Source organism: Frigoribacterium sp. Leaf186 (assembly GCF_001423905.1).
Classification (GTDB): Bacteria; Actinomycetota; Actinomycetes; order Actinomycetales; family Microbacteriaceae; genus Frigoribacterium.
This window is the reverse complement of record NZ_LMPQ01000001.1, coordinates 411,763-432,584: the sequence shown is the minus strand read 5'-3', so window position 1 is coordinate 432,584 and position 20,822 is coordinate 411,763. Positions and strand designations below refer to the sequence as shown.

The following is a 20,822-nucleotide window of genomic DNA, read 5'->3' as shown; positions in this document are numbered from 1 at the left end:
TGACCGGGGTAAAGCCTATACAGCGCCCCGGGGTCGGGCGGGCAGCGGCGCGCTAGGGCAGCACGACCACCTGGGCGCCGAACACGAGTCCGGCACCGAAACCGATCTGCAGGGCGAGGCCGCCGCTCAGCTCGGGGTGCTCGTCGAGCAGTCGGTGGGTCGCGAGCGGGATGCTCGCGGCCGAGGTGTTGCCGGTGGTCGCGATGTCACGACCGATCACGACGGACTCGGGCAGGCCGAGCTGCTTGGCGAACTCGTCGATGATGCGCATGTTGGCCTGGTGCGGCACGAAGGCCGCGAGCTGGTCGGCGGTCACCCCGGCGCGCTCGAGGGCCTCTTTGGCGACCTTCGCCATCTCCCACACGGCCCAGCGGAAGACCGTCTGGCCTTCTTGACGCAGGGTCGGCCAGGCGACCTCGCCCGCGCCGTCGCGGTACTCGGTCATGGTGGCGGTCATGCCGATGGCGTCCCACTTCGAGCCGTCGGAGCCCCAGACGGTCGGACCGATGCCGGCGCTCTCGGACGGGCCGACGATGGCCGCACCGGCGCCGTCGGCGAGCAGGAACGAGATCGTGCGGTCGGTCGGGTCGATGACGTCGCTGAGCTTCTCGGCTCCGACGACGAGCACGTACTCGGCGAGGCCGGACTTCACGAACGAGTCGGCCTGGGCGATGCCGTAGGTGAAGCCGGCGCAGGCGGCCGAGATGTCGTAGGCCGCGGCGGGGTTCGCCCCGACGCGCTCGGCCAGCAACGAGGCGACCGACGGGGTCACGACGCCGGCGCCGATGGTCGAGACGAGCACGGCACCGATCTGGTCGGGGCGGATGCCCGACTTGGCGATGGCCTCGGTCGCGGCGGCCTCGGCCAGGTCGACGACCTTGACGTCCTTGCCGGCACGACGGCGGGTGATGACGCCGGTGCGCTGCTGGATCCACTCGTCGGACGAGTTGATCGGCTCGACGATGTCGGCGTTCGGGACGACGTTCTCGCCGCGGGCCGCACCGAGGGCGTAGATGCGCGTGAACTGCGCACCGGTGGTCTGGTTGAGCTGGGGGGTGGTCATGCTGCTCCCTCGATGAGGTCGACGGCGGCCTGGAGGTCGTCGGGGGTCTTGACGGCGACCGAGGGGACCCCCCTCAGCGCACGCTTGGCGAGGCCGGTGAGGGCACCGGCCGGGGCGAGCTCGACGATGCCCGTGACGCCGGCTTCGGCGAACGACGACATGGTCGCGTCCCACCGGACGGGCGACGAGACCTGGCCCACGAGGAGCTCGACGAACCGGTCGCCCGAGGCGACGGTGCTGCCGTCGTGGTTCGTCCAGAGCGTCAGCGTGGGGTCGCTCGCCGTGACGGTGGCGGCGGCCGCCCGGAGGCGTTCGACGGCGGGCTGCATGAAGCGCGTGTGGAAGGCGCCGGCGACCTGGAGCGGCACGACGCGGCTCTTGGCCGGGGGGTCGGCGGCGAGTTCGGCCAGGGCCGCGGTCTCGCCGGCGACGACGATCTGGCCGCCGCCGTTGTAGTTCGCGGGGAAGAGACCGAGGGCGTCGAGGCGGGCGAGCAGGTCGGCCTCGTCACCACCGAGGACGGCGCTCATGCCGGTCTCGACGAGGGCGGCCGCGTCGGCCATGGCCCGGCCGCGTTCGGCGACGAGGGTGACGGCGTCGACGTCGGTCAGGACGCCGCTCACGGCAGCGGCGGTGAACTCGCCGACCGAGTGACCGGCGACGCCGGCCACGGCCGACCGCTCGACACGGTCGAAGAGGGCACGCGCGGTCAGGATTCCGGCCGAGACGATCAGGGGCTGGGCCACCGCCGTGTCGCGGATGGTGTCGGCGTCCGACGTCGTGCCGTGGGCGACGAGGTCGACGCCGGCGGCGTCGGACAGCGACGCCAGCAGGGCACGCTGGTCGGGATCGGCCAGCCAGGGTTCGAGGAATCCGGGAGTTTGGGAGCCCTGACCGGGCGCTACGACAACGATCACTGGACCATCATGCCAACGAAGGGCACCTGCGCGGTGTAGCAACTCGACCAAAGATGCGGGCGAACGTTGTCGAAGCACACAGCAGGGCGGCCTCGTCGGTGGGCGGTCACCTGCGCCGGGCGCCCGACCCGTCGGGGTCGGCGATCGAGCCGAGGACGAGGGCCGACTGCAGGATGAGTGCCTCGCGGGCTCCGGTGGCGTCCCACCCGATGACGTCGGTCACGCGCTTGAGCCGGTAGCGCACGGTGTTGGGGTGCACGAAGAGCTCGCGTGCCGTGGCCTCGAGCGACCGACCGTTGTCGAGGTAGCACCAGAGGGTGGTGAGCAGTTCGGTCGAGTGGGCCTTGAGGGGCTTGTAGATGCGGTTGACGAGGGTGGACCGCGCCACCGGGTCGCCGGCCAGTGCCCGTTCGGGCAGCAGGTCGTCGGCCAGCACCGGGCGGGGGGCGTTGCGCCAGGCCCGGGCGACGGCGAAGCCGGCCAGGGCCGCCTTGGCGCTCTTCGACGCGTCGACGAGGCTCGGCACCTCGTGGCCGAGCACGAGGTGCCCGTCGCCGAAGCCGGGTTCGAGGGCGCGGGCGATCTCGGTGAAGCTCGGGTGGGACGAGGAGGCGCCGGTCTCGTCGAGCGGATCGGCCCGCCCGATCACGAGCACCAGCCGGCTGCCCTGCACGCCGATGAGCACGTCGGCCTCGCGGTGGCGGGCCGTGCGTCGGAGCATGTCGACGTCGAGCATGCGCGGAGCCGTCCCGACGAGCACGGCGACCTCGCCGTGACCGTGCCAGCCGAGGGCGGCGATGCGGCTCGGCAGCTCGTCGTCGTACTCGCCGCTCAGGATCGAGTCGACGACGAGCGCCTCGAGTCGGGCGTCCCAGAGTCCGCGTGCCTCGGCGGCCCGGGCGTACACGTCGGCCGACGCGAAGGCGATCTCGCGCGAGTAGAGCAGGATCGCCTCGCGCAGCGAGTCGTCACCGTCTTTGACGCGTTCTTCGACGACTTCGACGGTGATGCGGATGAGTTGCAGCGTCTGCGTCAGGCTGACCGAGCGCAGCAGTTCGCGCGGGGCCGAGCCGAACACGTCGGCGGCGATCCAGGGTGTGGACCGCGGGTCGGCGAACCAGCTGATGAACGAGGTGATGCCGGCCTGGGCGACGAGGCCGACGGCCGAGCGGCGCCCGGGGGGCATGTCGCCGTACCAGGGCAGCGTCTCTTCCAGGCGCTTGATGGTCGCGGTGGACAACTCGCCCGAGACCGTCCGCAACCACGCGAGCGTGCGCTCTTTCGTGGCCGCGGACGGCTGCAGGGGCGAGGTGGGCACCCGCTCGGCGCTCACGGGGTCGTCAGGCCTCCCCGCCGGCGGTGCCGCTCGTGCCGGCGGTGACGTCGTGCAGCTGGTAGCGGTCGATGGCCTGCTGCACCACGCCCGGGTCGACCTCACCGCGACGGGCCAGGGCCTGCAGGGTGCGGACGACGACCGAAGGGCCGTCGATCTTGAAGAACCGGCGGGCTGCGGCACGCGTGTCGCTGAAGCCGAAGCCGTCGGCCCCGAGGGTCAGGTAGTCGCCGGGCACGTATTCGCGGATCTGGTCGGGCACGGCCGCCATGAAGTCGCTGGTGGCGATGAACGGGCCCTCGGCGCCCTGCAACTTCTCGGTGACGTACGCGGTCCGGGGCTCGTCGTTCGGGTGCAGGAAGTTGTGCTCCTCGGCGGCCAGGCCGTCGCGTCGCAGTTCGTTCCAGCTGGTGACGCTCCAGACGTCGGCCGCGACGTTCCAGTCGTCGGCGAGCAGCTGCTGGGCCTCGAGGACCCACGGCACACCGACGCCCGAGGCGAGCAACTGGGCACGGGGGCCGAGGTTCTCGGCGGCTTTGAGCCTGTAGATGCCGCGCACGACGCCGTCGACGTCGAGGCCTTCGGGCTCGACGGGCTGTGCCATCGGCTCGTTGTAGACGGTGATGTAGTACATGACGTTCGGGTCTGCGTGCGACGCGTTGCCGTGCTCGTCGGTGCCGTACATGCGGTCCATGCCCGACTTGACGATGTGGCCGAGCTCGTAGCCGAAGGCGGGGTCGTACGAGACGACCGCGGGGTTCGTCGACGCGAGCAGCAACGAGTGGCCGTCGGCGTGCTGCAGGCCCTCGCCGGTCAGGGTCGTGCGACCGGCGGTCGCGCCGATGATGAAGCCGCGGGCCATCTGGTCGCCCGCAGCCCACATGGCGTCGCCCGTGCGCTGGAACCCGAACATCGAGTAGAAGACGTACACCGGGATGAGTGCTTCGCCCTGGGTCGAGTACGAGGTGCCGACGGCGGTGAAGGCGGCGAACGCACCGGCCTCGTTGATGCCGACGTGGATGATCTGACCCTGCGGGCTCTCTTTGTAGGCGAGCAGCAGTTCGCGGTCGACCGACGTGTAGTGCTGGCCGTTCGGGTTGTAGATCTTGGACGTCGGGAAGTACGCGTCCATGCCGAACGTGCGCGCCTCGTCGGGGATGATCGGCACGATGCGGTGACCGAAGTCGGGGGAGCGCAGCAGGTCTTTCAGCAGACGGGCGAAGGCCATCGTGGTGGCGACCTCTTGCTTGCCCGATCCCTTCTTGACGACGTCGTAGGTCTTCGCCTCGGGGACGGCGATCTGCGTGTACTTGGTGCGGCGCTCGGGGACGTAGCCGCCGAGCGCGCGACGACGCTCTTGCATGTACTGGATGGCGTCGTCGTCCTGGCCGGGGTGGTAGTAGGGCGGCAGGTACGGGTTCTCGTCGAGCTGGGCGTCGCTGATGGGGATGCGGAGCTCGTCACGGAACTGCTTGAGGTTGTCGAGCGTGAGCTTCTTCATCTGGTGGGTCGCGTTGCGGCCCTCGAACGACGGGCCGAGGCCGTAGCCCTTGACCGTCTTGGCCAGGATGACCGTCGGCTGACCCTTGTGCTCGGTCGCGGCCTTGAAGGCGGCGTAGACCTTGCGGTAGTCGTGGCCGCCGCGCTTGAGGTTCCAGATGTCGTCGTCGGAGTAGTCCTTGACGAGTTCGAGGGCGCGCGGGTCGCGGCCGAAGAAGTTGTCGCGGACGTAGCCGCCGCTCTCGGCCTTGTAGGTCTGGAAGTCGCCGTCGGGCGTGGTGTTCATCAGGTTGAGCAGCGCACCGCTCGAGTCGGCGGCGAGCAGGTCGTCCCACTCGCGACCCCAGACGACCTTGATGACGTTCCAGCCGGCACCGCGGAAGAACGACTCGAGCTCTTGGATGATCTTGCCGTTGCCGCGGACCGGGCCGTCGAGGCGCTGGAGGTTGCAGTTGACGATGAAGTTCAGGTTGTCGAGGCCCTCGTTGGCTGCCACCTGCAGCTGGCCGCGGCTCTCGACCTCGTCCATCTCGCCGTCGCCGAGGAACGCCCAGACCTGCTGGTCGCTGGCGTCCTTGATGCCGCGGTTGGTGAGGTACTTGGCGACCTGCGCCTGGTAGATCGCGTTGATCGGCCCGAGGCCCATCGACACGGTCGGGAACTGCCAGAACTCGGGCATGAGCCGCGGGTGCGGGTACGAGCTGAGCCCGCCCGACGCGTGCGACTTCTCTTGACGGAAGCCGTCGAGCTGGTCGGTGCCGAGACGGCCCTCGAGGTAGGCGCGGGCGTACATGCCGGGGGAGGCGTGGCCCTGGAAGAACACCTGGTCGCCACCGCCGGAGTGGTCCTGGCCGCGGAAGAAGTGGTTGTTGCCGACCTCGTAGAGCGCCGCCGACGAGGCGTAGGTCGAGATGTGGCCACCGACCGAGATGCCGGGGCGCTGGGCGCGGTGCACCGTGATGGCGGCGTTCCAGCGGACCCACTTGCGGTAACGGCGCTCGAGCTCTTCGTCGCCCGGGAACTCGGGCTCGTCTTCGGGGGCGATGGTGTTGACGTAGTCCGTCTTCGGCACCATGGGCACCCCGAGGTGCAGCTCGCTCGACCGGGTGAGCAGGCTCTTCATGATCTCGCGGGCACGTTCGTGACCCTGCGTCTTCACCAGAGCGTCGAGCGACTCACGCCACTCGGCGGTCTCTTCGGGATCGCGATCGGCCTTGTCGACCGTGTACGGGTCCTGATCGTTAACCGTCACCCTTGACCTCAATCATCTGTGTTGAGCGGCCGTCTCTTGGAAGGCCACCGCGTGGAGTGGACAAACAGATGTCAGGCCCGTCGTGCCCGGGTTCCGAGACGCACTCCGCCTGACCCGCCCACTCTAGTTGCCCCGACCGACACAGGCTCGGCACGCGCTGGGAACGCCCGGCCACGTCGTCGTGTGAAAACCGACGCGTGAGGCGTAGGATCGGCGATCGTGTCAGTCGCCGACCGCCCGGGTCGACGTGAGAGGAACGCACCCATGGCTCTGGAGAACGCCATCCAGGCTCCCGACTTCGACCTGCCGAACCAGTTCGGCGAACGAGTCCGGTTGAGCGACTTCCGGGGCGTCAAGCCCGTGGCCCTGGTGTTCTTCCCCCTGGCGTTCAGCAGCACCTGCACGAAAGAGCTCTGCACGCTGCGCGACAACCTCGCGATGTTCCAGGACCACCGGGTCGAACTGATGGTCGTCTCGGTCGACTCGAAGGCCACGCTGCGCGCGTTCGCCGAGGAGAAGGGCTACGACTTCACCCTGCTGGCCGACTTCTGGCCGCACGGCGAGGTCTCGAAAGAGTACGGCGTGTTCCTCGAGAACAAGGGCTTCGCGACGCGCACCACGTTCTTGATCGACGTCGACGGCGTCATCCGAGAGCACTTCGGCACCGAGCCCGGTCAAGAGCGCTCGCTCGCCGACTACCGCGCCGCGCTCGACCTGCTCGTCCCCGTCACCGCCTGACCGGGTCGGACACCGGCCCAGGAGGCGCGGGCCGGTCCGACCACCCGCTAACCTGGACTCGCTCGCCCGGCTCGCACCGGCGCGGGGGCCTTTAGCTCAGTTGGTAGAGCGCCACGTTTACACCGTGGATGTCATCGGTTCGAGCCCGGTAGGGCCCACAATAGAAAGTCCCGGTCAGTTGGCCGTTTCGGGTCCAACTGGTTGGTCTCGTCCGCTTCGCGAAGTGGGCATGTTGGTGTGGTGTTGGTGAAGCTAATGTCTCGCCGCTGTAGATGGCTGCAAAGCCGAGAACGGTCCACGACCTCCGGCGGTACTCCTCATAGCAATTCGCGGGACTCGCCGGTGCGAGCGTCCACATGTGGGAGTGGCCACTGGCGTCGGGAGGTCTCGGCGACGGTATGTCCTCGCGGTCTAGTTGAGCGGCCGAGCCTTTTACGGGCCCCGACCGCCCCAAGATCCCAACGTGAACGGTCAAGGGAAGCGACAGCCTAATAAGCCCTCTGAGCTCTCACCCCGGATGCGCGTGCAACTACCTGGTGTGAGGGCAGCTGGCCTTGCGCAAGCCGGCCGCTGATTCTGCCCCGGAGCCGTTGCAGATAAATCAACGTCCCAAGGCAGTACACCTAGTCGGAGTCATGACAGGCCCAACGCATAAGTAACGGCGCTGGCGACGATAGTTAAGCCGAGGGTGTTGGACGATGACATTGCCCATCGCCCAAGCTTGCGAAGGCTCGCGACGGCGCCTTCGTCGTCGCCTGCTTCGAGGCTCGCTTCGATACTTCGGATTCTTTCCGAGCACTCGGTCGCCTCGCGTGAATCGTCGTTGGTCGCCGTCGCGCCGAGCTTCCGCAACTCTTCAAGTAGAGGCCCGACGGCGACACTTTGCCCACCGATTTCGAGAATGCGACCTTCGGTCCCGACCTTTAGGTTCTTGATCTTGGCGTTATCGCCAACGGCACCAATGTTGTTGGCAGTGATGTGGTAGTTGTGCACGACTGACTCCTGGGATCTCGGTCTCACATCTGGACTGACAACGCGTTGCTTCTCACCGTAAATGAACGCTTGGGCCTCTGCTGGAACCTTTGGTCGCATTCCAGTAAGTGTTCTTTTAAGCAGTATCTCTAGATCGTTCTCGAAAATGCGTTCGTGAGGAAAGGCAGCGTTAAGAATCGCCTCTGGGTCAATATGACCCTCTAGCGCGTTCCTATCAGCAATTCGAATGCAAGAGAGCAGTGTTCTTTGAAGGGGGTCATATCCGGCGTGAGAAGGCTTGCTGGCCAAGAGGGTTTCATCGCGAGACACGGAGGCGAGGAAGCGCAGAAACTCTCGTATAGATTGCAGACGAAGAATGTGTATCCGTGCCTCTCGGATGCGCTTGCGGTTGTCTGCTGTTCCTTCTGTGTCCCAGAGTACGTGCGTGCGAAGCTGTCCGCCCCCTATGACCGGTATCGTAAAACTGGTCATGGCAACCCCGAAGCGGTTCGTGCGTGCCTTTTCGTCGGCAGGTCTAAGCCCGGGGGCCTCGAGAACCGCGACGCTTGTCCCTGCACGAACTAGTTGACGTGGCGGAGAGCCTGCGGAGGTATGGAAGTTGTACCTCTCGGCAAGTGCTTTGCCTGCTCTGAGCAGTGACGCACTAGAGCCAGTGTCTACGGGACCAACACGCACGGAGAGAGCCGCTGCCGCTTGCACGACTTTCTTGAGGTCACTGACGGAGAACGTTCCCGTCTCGCGGCGCCGGTCCGGCGAACCGTGACGAGGTCCAAGTTGCAGCGCGACGTCGACGTCGAACATGGCTGTTGAATGCGGAAGCGCCATCCAGGCACGCTTTCTGATTTTCTGCACGCTGTAGTCGGGTAGCGCTTGGTTATAACTTTCAAGGCCGGGCTGCGAGAACGTGACGGTTCGGCTGAGATCCGCATAGGCCTCTTCATACAGCCATGGCTCAACAGGACGATTGGGACGCGCCGTTACGGGGCCGAATCCCCGGACGAAGGCTCCTGTGGACCAGACAGCTGGAAGGACGACAGACCGCACAATGGTTTCGTCCCGGGCCAGGCCTCGAAGATCGGCGATAGGTAGACGCGATGTCAGCAGCACACCCGCATCCTAGAGCCCACGCGTTTAAGACCGTCGCCGGCGGAATAGCTTCCCAATCGCACGAAGTCCACGGGAAGCCGGCTCACGACCTATTCCGGCCGTCGGCACATCAGTTCTTAAGCTGAGTGCACACCTGGCGCTCACAAGGAACGCCCACTCCGTTGGTCGGCGTTCTTGCCAGATGCGCCTTCAAGGTATACCCATCGGGGTTGACATGACTCACCTACTCTCAAGAATAAGCCAAACGGATTTCCTGCCTACCGGCATCACCTAGGGCACGGCTGCCCCCAACGGCTGCCCTCAACGGCTGCCCCCAACGGCTGCGCCTAGGCTTCCTGGCCACTTCGAGTAAGCCCGACGAGCGGTGCCTGCCGATCCACCCCGCCCACTTCGACCGCATCGACGCGGACCCGCGCGAAGAAGACCTTCGAACTCCGATACGGCCTGCGTTTCGTCATCCCCCGACGCTGACCTCGAGCCCCTCGTCGCGATAGCCGACCGAGTAGATCGTCGCCGAGAGCGACGTCATCCCTTTGCCGAAGCCCAAGGCCGCTGACCTCGAGGGCTTGCGTGACATTCCTAGTCGCGGCATTCCCGAGCCCTTGAAATCCGCTCGATGGCGGCTGTGTCGGCGTCCGAACCCATGTGGTGGCTGTAGGTGTCGAGGGTCAGCTGCGTCGTCGCGTGACCGAGCCAGGCAGACACCGTCTTGATGTCCACGTTGTCTCGGAGCCACGAGGTCGCAGCGGTGTGGCGCAGGTCGTACTCGCGATGCCCGTGAGCTGTTCCCGTCCAGTCGAGGGCTCGTTTGAAGTTGCCGTTGTTCAACTTGGCGCCGGTGGGGCTGGTGAACAGCCTTTCGTTGCGCTTGCGACCTTTGCCGTACCGCGCAGCGATGGCCGGAGCGTTCCCCAGCAGAGGAACGCGTCGAATTCTCCCGCTTTTGGTCTGCTTCTCCGCGTAACCGTCGGACTGTGAGCGGCGGACGATGATGGCGTCGAAGGGTTCCGTGACGACGTCGCCAACTCGGAGAGCCACGAGTTCTCCCCATCGAAGGCCCGTCTCGCGGAGGAACTCGACGTAGTCGGCGTATCTCGGGTGGGTCTCTCGCTGGGCGGCGAGCATCGACTCGAACTCGTCAGGTGTGAAGGGTCGCATGGCTTGGTCCGCGCGCCCGTCGCCTCGAGGCATGCGCGCGTTCTTCACCGGGTTGTGGGGGACGTAGCCCATGTCGACGGCGTAGTTGAAGAGCGACATGGTGCTGTCCCGAATGCGCTTGACGGTGGCGTGAGTGCGCCGCTTGGAAAGAGCGGAGTACAGGGCCACGAGGTCAGATGACTGCACGGACCGGATGGGCCTACGCGCAAGCTTCTCTGGGACGTGTAGCCGCAGGTTGGCCTCGTCCGTGTCGACGGTCTTCGCGGAGATGGTGCCGGCCCGCGACTCGTTGAACTCCAGAATGACGGCGGCAACGGTGATGTTCCCGGCCTTGTCGTCCTGCCAGTCGTTCGTGACCAGGGCCAGCTTCTGCTTCGCCTCCCACTTCTGGGCGTCTTCCCTCCTGTCGAAGGTCGCCATCGATATCTGCTTGCCCTTGAAGTAGATGCGGGCCCGCCACTTGTTCGACTTGTCGTCCTTCTTCAGCATCAGAGGTGCGTCGCGCTGGTCGGCAAACCGTCGAACCAGGCATCGACTGCTGCCCGGCTGAAGCGGACCGAGCGCCCGACCTTGCGGCCGACGGGCCCGTCACCTTTCTTCCGCAGGTAGTGGATGGTGCGCACGGGTATCTGGATGTAAGCACTCAACTGCTGCAAGGTCAGGTACTCGTTGTGCAGCATCGAGTCGAGCGGTTCTTCGGTCATCGTGATGGTCATACACGACCCATGCGCGGCACCTCGGTGAACAGACCTGGTTGGCTTGCGCGACCCGTGACTTGCTCTTGAATGCATCAGGAATGGAGTGGCGTCGACTCGCGCGCGCGTCCCGAGGGTGGGGCTCCTCGCTGCCCTATGGGCCTGTGTCAAAGCTGGAGCGGTGCGCCAGGGTCGGGTCACTCGGTTGCTGTAGGTGCGGCTCTGATTTGTGTCGCCAGGTGCACTGCGATGGGTCGTTGGCTACCCTCAAGGGCGCGTCCTGGGCATGCTTCAGCGCGCAAAACTGCGGGGTTAAATTCGGGCACGTTCCTCAGTCATACTCAATGAGCTGAGCGAGACGAGTATCGCCCACAGCGCCGCTCATCGCTGGCGCCGTTCCATCTTCACTTATAACTGCTTCGCAGTCGACCTCGTTCCGGTGCCCTCTTCCGGTCCACTCCGCTCGCCGTCAGACTTCCCGCTGCGCGAGAAGCGTCTCCGCCCCGCCGAACGCTGGCGCGTCCGTCACGGCTGCGATTCCCTCAGCTCACTCGTTCGCTGCTGGAACCCACCTGCCGGTGGGCGGGGACTTCGCTGCCGTGTGCAGCTCAGGGGCTGGTTGACGCTGTGAGCGTCTGCCTCGCCTGGCACGCCACACCACTTCGTGATGCGTCGGGAACCGCCCTCCTTGTGCGCGCAGCTTGCGTGCTCGTCGTCACCCCTGCCGGGGGCCTCTCCGATGGCTGGTTCATGCGCATCGGGTCTGCTTCTTCCGGGACCGGTCCGTCACGCGCCTCGCTCCACCGACCCGGTAGGCGGACCGCAGTCTGTTCGCACTCACCCGGCCATGAGGAAGCCTCCCGCAGGGAGCCACCTTGACACCGGTCCGACACCCGTAACGCCGCACCGCACCGGTGAGCGAGCCGACACGAAGCCTCAGCAGGTGCGGCACCGACAAGCACAGGCCAGACGAGCCGGATGACGCAGCGGGAGGCGTACCGGTGCACGCCTAAGGGAGACGAGATGTCGGACGTGTGGGTGCACGGACCGAGAGACGAACTGCGAAACCCCACCCGTGTGCGGCCGCCGGCAGGCAAGGTGCCGCAGCACCTTCGATCAGGCATCCGCCCCGGGGAGACGAACGGGGTGACGGTCTGAGGAGCGAGCCGCTGCCACGCGTGCCGTGCACGCGGTGAACGAGATGGCGGACGATCAGGTCATCGTGACCGTGCGGGCGTGGAGCTGATGAAAGAAGGGGGTCGCGAAGCGACCCGGACGGGACATGTGGGGAGAGCACGCGGAGCGCGCGGTGTGCGGCGCCGGCGCGGAGCGCCAGGCGTGCCGCGTCGTTGTCGAGGTGGCTGAGTCGTGCGTGCGGGTCGCGTTCTCGAGATGGCCGGGTGAGGTGGGCTGCGGTGTTGACGTGGTGGCGTGAGGAGGTCAGAGGAGAAGGTGTCTTATTGCGATGGACGTGTGGCTGTTCGCGAAGGGAAACGGGGGAGGGAGCGCCAGCGAGCGGCCCTCTCTTCTAATCGGGCTGCCCTCTCATCTAATGGCCTCCACTCGTCAGATCGGTGTCGCCAGTTGGTCGTCGACTTCGGCGACCGCCGGGATCGCATTGGTCGTGCTCGCGGGGTGGGGCTGGTGGTCGGCGACCGCCGTCGGGGTGGCGCGCGACCGCGCACCGGAGGGTGCACCGCGATTGACTGTGACCGAAGCTGGTCAGACGACCGGGTCGGTGACGGCCTGGGCGTAGACCTCGCGCAGTCGTCCGAGGTCGATGGCTTCATGTTCGGCGCTGGACGTAGTCAGCTTGTGGCCGAGAGCTTCGAGCTCGCGGGCGGCGTCGTTCTCGCTTGCGCTGAATGGACGCAGCACTCCTCGGGCCCGAAGCCTGGCGTACAGCTCGACGAACTTCGCTCGGTCGAAGCCGTGGTTCTCGTCCACGGCGACTCTGTAGGTCCCTTCCATCGACTCGGCAAGCGGGAGTCGCAGCCGCAGCTCGTCGGGGATCATGCTGCGGCACTGATGGCGCTTCTGTACGTACTCCGCCCCGTACAAGAAGTAGACCTCCGTCCGGGAAGGCCCTCCTTGTGGGACCGGCTCAGTCGTCATTTTCTCACTCCTGTCGATGCCTGCTCAGATGATCCGCAGCGCTCGCTTCGCCGGCGGCGGCGCGAGGACGGTGACGCCGGCGGCGGTGCAGGCGTCCTCACCGGTCAGTTGCTCGGCGTCGACCACAGGGAGCGACGCGTCGGGGCCCTTCGGTCCGAACAGCGCCCAGGAGTTCAAGGCTGCCTCGGTCGTGAACCGCGCCGCGTACCGGACGCCGTCGAAGCCGGACTGGTGGAGAGCGTCGGCCCAGGCGTTCGTGACGTCGTAGCGAACGGTCGTCGTCAGCTCTCGGGTGACGCCGTGGCGGACGGCGGCCTTGTCGTTGATGTCGGCGTACCGCCGCGGCGTGGGAGGCGCGGTGGCGGAGACGGTGAACGCTGCGGCCAGGTCGGGCGTGACGGTCTGGTCGGCGGACAGACGCGGGCCGAGGCTCTCGCGCACGGCGGTCTCGACCTCGTCGGCGAAGTAGCAGGTGACGTCGTCGCCAGTGTCGGGCAGGTCGAAGCGGCCGGCGCCGGTGGTGCCGAAGAACCAGGGCCCCAAGCTGACGGATTAGAACCAGGGCCCGAAGCTGACGGAGTGCGCCCGCCACCGACGCGCAGCCGGGCCGTCGACGGCCGGGATGCTCGTGAGGTCCTGGCCCGGCTGCGGTGGCTGCTGCGCGAGGTCGTTGCGGGACGTCACGACGCCAGCAGTGCGCCGGCCTGGCGAGCGAGCGCGATGACGTCATCGGCGTCGCCGTCCCGCAGTGCCTGGGCGGGGGAGCGGTCGCCGAGCTCGGCGTGCGGCTCACGCACCCAGATGGCGTCGCCCCAGACATCAACGCGACGCGGATCGAGGACGGCGAGGACACCGGCGAGGTCGGGCAGCGGAGTGCCATCGGGGCCGTCAAATTGGAACGACGGGTAGAGCCGGTGGCTGTCGGACGTCGTCACGCAGAGCACGTCACCTCGGCGAACCTGCCCGTCGATCGACTTGCGGCGGATGCCCTTCCAGCGGCCAAGACTGGTGGTGTCGTAGAACGGTGCGAGCGCGTCGTCGTAGACGTTCACGCCGGGGACGCTGGCCAGCATCCGCTTAGCCAGGCCCTCTATGCCGCCGACAGCCTCTAGGACAAGGCGCAGGTCGATACCTTTGAGGTGGTCGCGCAGGACTGCAATGAGTTCTTCCCGCTCGGCGGCGCCGGCCGTCTGCAAGACGCGGTAGTCGCCGTTGTGGCGGCCCCTAGGAGATTTGCCCGCCATTGTTCCTCCGTCGTCAGGTCCGTCGACTGAGCGTAACCGGGGCGTGTCAGTTGCGACAGTCTGCTGAACTCGCCACGATGATGCCCCAGGAGTAGCTCAGACCGTGGACCGTCACTTCCCAGCCTGGTTCGGCGTCTGAGTGACGTTGAGTGCGACGAGCGCGCGCTGCCATCCCCTGGCCCACTGCACCATGGTGCCGACGAGGGCGTCGAGTGCGACCTCTGAATCATCGACGAGCTGAGCCACATCAGGCGTGTAGGGGTTCAGGGGATTGCCGAAGTCCATCTGCCAACTGGCTTCGTGCTCGTCAGTCTCTTCGCTGTACTGCACCCACGGGTTGACCTGCGGCACCCCACCATCGATGGTCTGGGGTCGCATGCGGTGGAACTCGGTGTTCCTGCGGCCTACGATTGCACGCCAAGTCTCGTTCTGCTCGAGTTTTACGAGGAGGGCTGCGAGCTCGACGAGCTCGGGCTTGCCTGTGGCTGCCGCGTCCTTCCGCAGCTCCTTCGCGCTGTCCTTATTCATAGCCAGCCAGGCACCGTGCTCGGTGAAGGGTGGACTCTCGACTGCGGCCGCGTACCCGTCCGATGCGCGTGGGTACGGAGGTTCGCCACGGAGGTGCTTGAGGCGTGCGGTCATGTTGACGAGACCGTGCCCGACTAACAAGCAGTAGTGCGCAGTGAGGTCAGCCATCGCCCGGGCAGCCATGTGGGCGCGCTCTTCCTACCAACGCGCGCGCCAACGACTGGCCTCGAGGGCGGCTGTGCACGCGAGCCCGAGCTCCTCGCCGGCAGCGGCCATTCGCCCGACAAGCTCGGTCATGCGCCCGCGGGTCACGCCGGCGAGTGAAGCATGTATCTCCGCCATCTCCCACTGCCGGCCGGAGTGCTGCCACTCACGCGATGTATTCCAATGCAGGCGTTGGCTTTCGGGAGGGGCGTCGTCACCACCAGCGAAGAACGTGGGGAGGATGAGGGCACTGGTCACGACGCGAAATCCTCCTGCGGAGGTGAGCCCGTTGCTGGGGTAGGTCACTCGTCCATCATGCACGCGGTGACCGACGGCTAGACCTTCTGGATGGCCTACAGAGCAGCGTGGTAGTCGTTGGGGAACGCGATGGCGATGTCGGAGGTGAGGTCGGTGTCGGGGTGGCTGATGACCGTGATGCGGAGGCGCCCCTTTTGAGCAGCGGGAGGCAGACGATCGGCCAGCCGTGCTGCATAGCCTTCTTAGCTCGGACGGTGTGCTTGATGAGGAGCTCGAGCGGGCCCTCGACGCGCGCGCCGTCGACATACCAGACAGGCCGGGCGACGTTGGCGGCGCCTTCGACCGCAGTCCCGTCGAAGCGGTGGGGGATCGGCTTCAATCCCTTGGGCTGCCTGTAGTAGCGGATCTCGCCCGTGCGAAGGACACGTCGCACGTGGTAGTCGCCGCGCCAGTGCGCCTCCGGTTCGCCATCGGCGTCGAACCAGCAGGTCTCGGGGACACCGGCGGCATTGACCACATTGGTCACCCGGATGGCACCGCGCTGGTCGTGCCAGACGAGCCGACCGGACTTCGTCTGCCCGGCCAAGCTGAGCGGGTCGTGGAGGTCGTGGTCGGCTGTCTCGAGCTGCACGCCGAAGAGCCAGGCCTCACGGCGGTCCTCGTGGATGACGGCGTGGTCATCGGCCCGGCGCAGTTCGCCGTCTCACCAGTAGGAGACTCCGTCAGCGTGCACGCGGCGCTCGTTCCAGCCGCAAGCAACGTGTATCTCTTCGCGAGCACCACACGGGTGCCGACGGGTGGCCGGGTCGGTGCCTCGCCGCGAAGGATGCGCAGCTTCTTCTGTTCGCCGAGCGCGATCGCCAGCTGCGCCTCGAGGTCAAGGGCCCGCTGCTCGGCCGCGGTCAGCGATGACAGGAGAGCGTCGACGGATGCGCCACGGATGGCGTCGGCGGCACCGACGATGAAGACAGGCGGGAGCTCGGGGCTGGTCATGGCCGGCTCATGCGCGGCGTCGGCAGGTCATGGGATGCTCGGGCTGTGACCGATGACGACACCCGGCGGCTGACCGACGAGCAGGTCCTCCCCAAGCTCGCCTGGCTGCTCGAACTCATCGACGAACTCACTGCGCGCTACCGGGCGCGTCCACTGACGACGTTCGGCCGCCCAGGTAGCGACATCGCCGCTGACGACGCCGCCCTCGGTGCCCTCGCCCCGAGCTATCGCATCGGCAACTGCTTCATGATCGCTCTCGACCAGCTCCACATCGTCCGCGTCCTCTTGCAGCCAGACCCCCACGGGCCCATCGTTGTGCCGTTCATCGGCCCGTACCCGAACACCCGCGCGGCACTCGAGGCGGCATCCCTAGCGGTCTACCTGCTGGACGCCGACCCAGTCGTGCGGCGGGAGAAAGCCCTCACCGCTGCCTGGGACGGCGTGCTGCAGAACGAACGGACGATCAAGGCGATGTGCGCTCTCACCGACGAGGACGACAAAGCCGCTCGGAGCAGAAAAACCAAGGAGCAGGCGGGTGGGATGCGCCAGATCAAGCAGACCAAGCGTGCCATTCGCCTCATCGGCGCTGCCGCCAACATCAAGGACTCCACGTACACCAAGGCGCTGCCTGGTTTCCGGACCATCGTGCACAAAGCGGCCCACGGGATGTCGTTCTCGGGCGACGACGCCCGATTTGTCTGGGGGCAGATGAGTGGGATGGCGCACCCGTCGTTCGAGCGGAACTCCAACCTCGCCCCTCAGGTGTCGACAGGAGCCGACGGCGAGGACTACGAGCACGAACCCCGAGCTCAACTGGCGTTCCTCCAAGCCACCATCGACATGGCCATCACAGTTCTTGCGAAGGCCCTCGACCTCGCCTCTCAGCGAGGGAACGACCTGACCATCCGCTTCGTCCTGCCGAAAGACACCCCCGACCCACCGACCGTCTGACGCCGCGGCCGCCGCGCATGGAACGGGCACAGCCACCGAAGGAGCCCATCGTGCCCACGGCCTCGTCGGCCCAGAACTCCTGCCCCACCGTGATTCGCGGCCGCTCCGCGCCCTTCACCTTCTGGGCAGCCCGAACCGCCAGGTAACCCGGGTAGATGACCGCAGCGACGGCGTAACGGTGCTCGAGGCGGGCCGTCTCGGCAGGAGTCGGTCGGGCATGGCGGTCCTCACGGGGTCGGGTAGCTGGCCGGGCACCACCATCATGCGCGGTGTCGGCCTTCGCTGGCAGGATGAACGCGACACGAGAGATGGGCATGGCGAAGCCGCGGTTGCACGAGGTTATGTCGGAGTACGACGTGCCGGCCAAGACGGCCATCCGCGTACTTCGTGATATGGGCGAATTCGTCAAGGGGCCGAGCAGCAGCGTCGACCCCGCTGTAGCCCGTCGTCTCCGCGAGGAACTCGAACGTCAAGGCCACCAGCTTCGGGTGCCTTACTTCCGGAGGTTGACGTCACAGCAGTCTTCTCACGCGGCGACGCTCCTCGGGCACGTTCCGCGCGCGCTGCCCGAGCTCGTGGAACTGCTGGCCACCCATCGAGAGGTGACGGGCCTGTCTGATGCTGAGGAGCTGCTTCGCGTCGCCTTCGAACAGGCAGACCTCTACTTCATGCCGGCCAGAGGCAGGAACGAGCTGGCGGGACGCGAAAGCCAGGTGCTGTCCCTCCGCAGCGACGACCTTCCAAGTCCTGTCGGCATCGCGCTCATCCCTGCCCATGACGCCGACGGTGAGCCGCAGTGGGGGCTCCTCACCTGGTTCGAGCGCCCGTCCGATCTCGAAGTGTCGTGGCTGCCGATCGCAAGGCGCGAATCTGGCTCCTCGGGCCAACTCGCCCTCGTGCGGGGACGCCAGGCCCACGACCGTGTCCCGTTCGCTGACGACATCTTCGTGCACCGCAGTGGGGAACTCGGCGTGCTCTGCACCCGTCTCGCGGCCTTGCTCGACTGCGTGCCGGAACGAGGGGAAGCTGGCGCGCCTTCGGGTGCAACTGATCGCGCTGGCCCTGACACCGCACCGGACGACGACGGTGGTGTCGCTCTCGTCTACCCGTCGAGAGGCGCCGGCGCCCGTCGGTGGGCGACGGGCGCTACCAGGTCGTTCAGGTGGAAGGTCCGCGGGCACTGGCGGCAGCACTGGTACCGCTCAGAGCAGGTCCACCGACGCATCTGGATCGACGAACACGAGGCGGGCGCCCAGGACGCTCCTGTCCAGGTACGGCAGCGCGTCGCAGTCATCTCTCCGAGGGAGCCGGCTACCGGCTCCTGAGCACATTCAGCCCTCTCCGCCACTGCTCGAGCACGGCAAGGCCGGCGGCGGCAGCCTCGGCGTCCGTGGCCTCCCTGCTAGTCGTCACGACCGGGGCGGTTCCGGTGAGCATCGACCGCAGTGCGTAGGTCTGGCGGAGCCCGGCGTCGTCGACGACGGTTCGGGTTGGGGTCTCACGGAGGTGCCCCTCGAACTGCGGCCAGCTGACGTCGACCTTGATGAGTGCCCGGAGCTGATCGTCGGTGTGGTGGCTGTAGAAGGTGACCACGGCCTCGACGGCGACCGTCTCGTCGAGCGTCAGAGCCGTCACGACGTCGGTGGCGATGGACTGGTCGGCTGTGATGGTGCCCTCGTCAGCGTCGACGATGAGGTCGGGGAGGAACAGCGGCCGGCCGGTCAGCCCCAGGCACCAGGCTTGCAACAGGTGGAGCAGGGCCGAGATGCGGGCCGCTGAGGCGTCGGGGTTTGCTGCTTGCAGGGCCCGGGTCATGGGCGCGAGGGTGGAAACGGTCATGGATGGGGCTCCTCCGCGGATCTCAGGCCGCTGGGAGCTCCGAGCGGCACCCGGACCATGCGCGGCGCCGAGGCCGGAGACGGGCGCTGAGCGGCCGCGCCGAAAGCGTCTGCCTGGCTAGGCTTGGCGTCGGGGGTGTCCGGTGCGACGAGGGTCTTGGATTGGCGCGGCTGTGGTTTTGACAGGAACCATGGCCGTCAGTGGGTGCGCTTCGACAGCTGAGCCGACTGCCCGCTTGAGCACGACAGCCTCCGCGCCGTGCGTTGATGCACCCGAGCTTGTAGCTGGTGTGGACACGCTTCTTGCGGCACGTGACAGCGGCAGAATCAGTGGTGTGTACGGCGAGGTTGGCGCTGGCTCGAACAACCTCATGGACCAAGCAGGGCGCACCGACATCGCAGCGATGCACAACCCCAGAGGCGATGGGGTGCTCCTGTCGATCGTCTATGGCGGCGACAAGGTCTTCGCCAGCAGCACGGCAAACCGGGCGGCCTGGCTCGTCCTGAATGACACCGTCTACCCAGTCGACGTTCCGGCATCCCAGGCATTCGGCCTGCTCTGGGCCGGCTACCCAGCCGAGGTGAAGCAGGCGGCGGGCATCGGGCCGAACTACTTCTCTCTCGACGATGCGTTCGGCATCTCCGATGTCGTGTCCTACAACGCGGACAGTCTCGACGAGCACGAGCACGAGCTCTTCTTCGTCGAAGCCAACGAGCTCTGTGAGCGCCCGACGAACTGGGACTCGTAGGCGGCTCGCTCTATGCGGATTTCGAGATGACCGCCGCGTATGCGGTTTTCCGAGGGTCCGGGTCGCTACCCGGGTCGGGCCCCGTTCCGTCGAGCTCACTCCACGCGCTCGTAAGCCTTCACTCGCGGGGCGCCACCGAACGACGTCCAGTGGTTGCGCAGCGCCCACTCACTCTCGCCGACCACGATCTCGTACGGGCCCGGACGTGCGCTGATGCTGCGTGCCACGTCGAGGTAGTCGCTTCCACCGAAGCCTCGGATGACGAGCGACCCGCAATCCTTCGTCTCGATGATGACCGACTTGTAGGAACCTCCACGTCGGAGGCCACCGTCTGAGACTGACCCGCGGGCGCTCTCGACGGTGCAGGTGAGGGTGACGACGCGCGACTCGTCGTAGGCCCACTTGGCAAATGGGATGGCGAAGAAGAGGACGCCGCAGATGGGCAGCGCAATGAGGGTGACGATCCCCGTGATGCGCCCCGCCAGCCGCTGCCGGGGCGTGCGGATTCGCCGCTTGTACTGGGGCGGTTCCACTCCGGTCTGGCGCTCTCGCTCGAGGCTCGCTCGGCGTTCATTGCGCCGCGATTTGGTCGGCGAAGTGGTGTCGCTCGTTCGGCGTCTCGGCACGGTGCTCCTGGGCGGTGAGGGTCGTGGGCAGTTTAGGACGCTGCTGCGTCGACGATGTCGTGCACCAGGCCGGTGGTCCTCATGCCCGTGACGTGCTCGAGGTAGCCGACGATCGACTCTCGGTACTCCTGAGAGAGGCGCCCGGTGGCCCCCTCGCCGGTGTCGAGCCCGCCGGCGTTGAACGAGTGCTCGGCGAAGGCTGCGTCGTCGAAGAGCATCATCCGGGTCGACCACCGCGGTTCGTCGTCGAGCAGGTCGTCGATGAGCTCGTGGACGTGGACCTGCCAGATGGCAGATCCCGGACGGACCTCGTGGATGTTCAACTCGAGCTGGTCCCACGGGATGGTCGGTGCGTTCGTGGCGGAGACGGTCGGGAGGTCGGGGTCGGGGTCGGGGTCGGGCATGGGGGAGTCGTGCGCGGCGGCAGCGGCGCGGCGGCCGCGCATGGGCCCCTCATGACGCAGACGAAAACTTTCGCAGCCCGCACCGCCGCCACCAGACGAGGTTCCGGCACCTCGGGCCTGTCAGCCGTCGATGCCCTCGCCGCTCAGCACTACGTC

General features: G+C 67.0%; 20 protein-coding genes and 1 tRNA gene. 6 read left to right on the top strand and 15 right to left on the bottom strand.

Going from position 1 to position 20,822, the window contains the following annotated elements; all coding sequences use genetic code 11:
* Positions 1-52: 52 nt before the first annotated feature.
* The 4 genes from ASG05_RS02010 to aceE all read right to left on the bottom strand — a co-directional run bounded on the left by ASG05_RS02010 (position 53) and on the right by aceE (position 6,065).
* Positions 53-1,063 carry a beta-ketoacyl-ACP synthase III gene (locus ASG05_RS02010; RefSeq protein ID WP_056256736.1) on the bottom strand — a complete coding sequence of 337 codons (1,011 nt, stop codon included), beginning with the start codon at positions 1,061-1,063 and terminating at the stop codon, positions 53-55.
* Complete coding sequence (locus tag ASG05_RS02005; RefSeq protein WP_056256734.1) at positions 1,060-1,980, bottom strand: ACP S-malonyltransferase; 921 nt, start codon at positions 1,978-1,980, stop codon at positions 1,060-1,062. Before ASG05_RS02005 ends, ASG05_RS02010 begins: the two co-directional genes overlap by 4 nt.
* Before the next feature lie 106 nt (positions 1,981-2,086).
* A complete protein-coding gene (locus ASG05_RS02000) occupies positions 2,087-3,298 on the bottom strand; it encodes a CdaR family transcriptional regulator (protein ID WP_056258254.1) in 1,212 nt (403 codons plus the stop codon).
* A 22-nt stretch (positions 3,299-3,320) separates the two neighbouring features.
* On the bottom strand, positions 3,321-6,065 hold the full coding sequence (aceE, locus tag ASG05_RS01995) for a pyruvate dehydrogenase (acetyl-transferring), homodimeric type (RefSeq protein ID WP_056256731.1): 2,745 nt from the start codon (positions 6,063-6,065) through the stop codon (positions 3,321-3,323).
* Positions 6,066-6,329: 264 nt separating this feature from the next.
* Between aceE and ASG05_RS01990 the strand changes: the two genes are divergently transcribed.
* Both ASG05_RS01990 and ASG05_RS01985 read left to right on the top strand, forming a co-directional pair.
* A complete protein-coding gene (locus tag ASG05_RS01990) occupies positions 6,330-6,803 on the top strand; it encodes a peroxiredoxin (protein WP_056256730.1) in 474 nt (157 codons plus the stop codon).
* Positions 6,804-6,888: 85 nt separating this feature from the next.
* Positions 6,889-6,961, top strand: a tRNA-Val gene (locus ASG05_RS01985).
* Between the two features lie 475 nt (positions 6,962-7,436).
* Here the strand turns inward: ASG05_RS01985 and ASG05_RS16160 are convergent.
* The 8 genes from ASG05_RS16160 to ASG05_RS01955 all read right to left on the bottom strand — a co-directional run bounded on the left by ASG05_RS16160 (position 7,437) and on the right by ASG05_RS01955 (position 14,757).
* Positions 7,437-8,903: a hypothetical protein gene (locus ASG05_RS16160; RefSeq protein ID WP_157490018.1), complete on the bottom strand. Its 1,467-nt coding sequence runs from the start codon at positions 8,901-8,903 to the stop codon at positions 7,437-7,439.
* Between the two features lie 579 nt (positions 8,904-9,482).
* Positions 9,483-10,550 carry a site-specific integrase gene (locus ASG05_RS01980; protein WP_056256726.1) on the bottom strand — a complete coding sequence of 356 codons (1,068 nt, stop codon included), beginning with the start codon at positions 10,548-10,550 and terminating at the stop codon, positions 9,483-9,485.
* Positions 10,550-10,777: an AlpA family transcriptional regulator gene (locus ASG05_RS16155; protein ID WP_056256723.1), complete on the bottom strand. Its 228-nt coding sequence runs from the start codon at positions 10,775-10,777 to the stop codon at positions 10,550-10,552. The genes ASG05_RS01980 and ASG05_RS16155 overlap by 1 nt, the downstream gene beginning before the upstream one ends.
* Positions 10,778-12,478: 1,701 nt before the next feature.
* Complete coding sequence (locus tag ASG05_RS01970) at positions 12,479-12,871, bottom strand: hypothetical protein (protein WP_056256722.1); 393 nt, start codon at positions 12,869-12,871, stop codon at positions 12,479-12,481.
* 24 nt (positions 12,872-12,895) lie between these two features.
* Entirely contained in the window at positions 12,896-13,414 is a 519-nt protein-coding gene (locus ASG05_RS01965; protein WP_056256719.1) for an RES family NAD+ phosphorylase, read from the bottom strand.
* A 9-nt stretch (positions 13,415-13,423) separates the two neighbouring features.
* Positions 13,424-13,555 (bottom strand): hypothetical protein, encoded by a 132-nt coding sequence (locus ASG05_RS16975; protein WP_255354532.1) that lies wholly within the window; start codon positions 13,553-13,555, stop codon positions 13,424-13,426.
* Positions 13,552-14,115 carry a hypothetical protein gene (locus tag ASG05_RS01960; RefSeq protein ID WP_056256717.1) on the bottom strand — a complete coding sequence of 188 codons (564 nt, stop codon included), beginning with the start codon at positions 14,113-14,115 and terminating at the stop codon, positions 13,552-13,554. Before ASG05_RS01960 ends, ASG05_RS16975 begins: the two co-directional genes overlap by 4 nt.
* Positions 14,116-14,226: 111 nt before the next feature.
* Positions 14,227-14,757, bottom strand: a complete 531-nt coding sequence (locus ASG05_RS01955; RefSeq protein WP_157490017.1) for a hypothetical protein — start codon at positions 14,755-14,757, stop codon at positions 14,227-14,229.
* Positions 14,758-15,331: 574 nt separating this feature from the next.
* Between ASG05_RS01955 and ASG05_RS01950 the strand changes: the two genes are divergently transcribed.
* The 3 genes from ASG05_RS01950 to ASG05_RS01940 all read left to right on the top strand — a co-directional run bounded on the left by ASG05_RS01950 (position 15,332) and on the right by ASG05_RS01940 (position 18,374).
* Positions 15,332-16,147, top strand: a complete 816-nt coding sequence (locus ASG05_RS01950; RefSeq protein WP_056256712.1) for a hypothetical protein — start codon at positions 15,332-15,334, stop codon at positions 16,145-16,147.
* Positions 16,144-17,049: a hypothetical protein gene (locus ASG05_RS01945; protein ID WP_056256709.1), complete on the top strand. Its 906-nt coding sequence runs from the start codon at positions 16,144-16,146 to the stop codon at positions 17,047-17,049. The genes ASG05_RS01950 and ASG05_RS01945 overlap by 4 nt, the downstream gene beginning before the upstream one ends.
* Positions 17,050-17,339: 290 nt before the next feature.
* Positions 17,340-18,374, top strand: a complete 1,035-nt coding sequence (locus ASG05_RS01940) for a hypothetical protein (RefSeq protein WP_157490016.1) — start codon at positions 17,340-17,342, stop codon at positions 18,372-18,374.
* Here ASG05_RS01940 and ASG05_RS01935 read toward each other — a convergent pair.
* Positions 18,361-18,888: a hypothetical protein gene (locus tag ASG05_RS01935; RefSeq protein ID WP_056256703.1), complete on the bottom strand. Its 528-nt coding sequence runs from the start codon at positions 18,886-18,888 to the stop codon at positions 18,361-18,363. The two genes, ASG05_RS01940 and ASG05_RS01935, sit on opposite strands and share 14 nt — an antisense overlap.
* A 235-nt stretch (positions 18,889-19,123) precedes the next feature.
* Here ASG05_RS01935 and ASG05_RS16150 point away from each other — a divergent pair, with 235 nt between their 5' ends.
* A complete protein-coding gene (locus ASG05_RS16150) occupies positions 19,124-19,636 on the top strand; it encodes a hypothetical protein (protein WP_157490015.1) in 513 nt (170 codons plus the stop codon).
* Positions 19,637-19,731: 95 nt separating this feature from the next.
* On the opposite strand, the gene ASG05_RS01925 is transcribed toward ASG05_RS16150, so the two are convergent.
* Positions 19,732-20,169 (bottom strand): hypothetical protein, encoded by a 438-nt coding sequence (locus ASG05_RS01925; protein ID WP_056256696.1) that lies wholly within the window; start codon positions 20,167-20,169, stop codon positions 19,732-19,734.
* Positions 20,170-20,294: 125 nt separating this feature from the next.
* Entirely contained in the window at positions 20,295-20,708 is a 414-nt protein-coding gene (locus tag ASG05_RS01920) for a hypothetical protein (RefSeq protein WP_157490014.1), read from the bottom strand.
* Positions 20,709-20,822: the final 114 nt, after the last annotated feature.

Excerpts from the sequence above, each read along its gene's own strand:
- ASG05_RS02010 (WP_056256736.1), bottom strand. The coding sequence starts at position 1,063 with ATGACCACCCCCCAGCTCAACCAGACCACCGGTGCGCAGTTCACGCGC.
- ASG05_RS01990 (WP_056256730.1), top strand. The coding sequence starts at position 6,330 with ATGGCTCTGGAGAACGCCATCCAGGCTCCCGACTTCGACCTGCCGAAC.
- ASG05_RS01980 (WP_056256726.1), bottom strand. The coding sequence starts at position 10,550 with ATGCTGAAGAAGGACGACAAGTCGAACAAGTGGCGGGCCCGCATCTAC.
- ASG05_RS16155 (WP_056256723.1), bottom strand. The coding sequence starts at position 10,777 with ATGACCATCACGATGACCGAAGAACCGCTCGACTCGATGCTGCACAAC.
- ASG05_RS01970 (WP_056256722.1), bottom strand. The coding sequence starts at position 12,871 with ATGACGACTGAGCCGGTCCCACAAGGAGGGCCTTCCCGGACGGAGGTC.
- ASG05_RS01960 (WP_056256717.1), bottom strand. The coding sequence starts at position 14,115 with ATGGCGGGCAAATCTCCTAGGGGCCGCCACAACGGCGACTACCGCGTC.
- ASG05_RS01955 (WP_157490017.1), bottom strand. The coding sequence starts at position 14,757 with ATGACCGCACGCCTCAAGCACCTCCGTGGCGAACCTCCGTACCCACGC.
- ASG05_RS01940 (WP_157490016.1), top strand. The coding sequence starts at position 17,340 with ATGAACGCGACACGAGAGATGGGCATGGCGAAGCCGCGGTTGCACGAG.
- ASG05_RS01935 (WP_056256703.1), bottom strand. The coding sequence starts at position 18,888 with ATGACCGTTTCCACCCTCGCGCCCATGACCCGGGCCCTGCAAGCAGCA.
- ASG05_RS01920 (WP_157490014.1), bottom strand. The coding sequence starts at position 20,708 with ATGCGCGGCCGCCGCGCCGCTGCCGCCGCGCACGACTCCCCCATGCCC.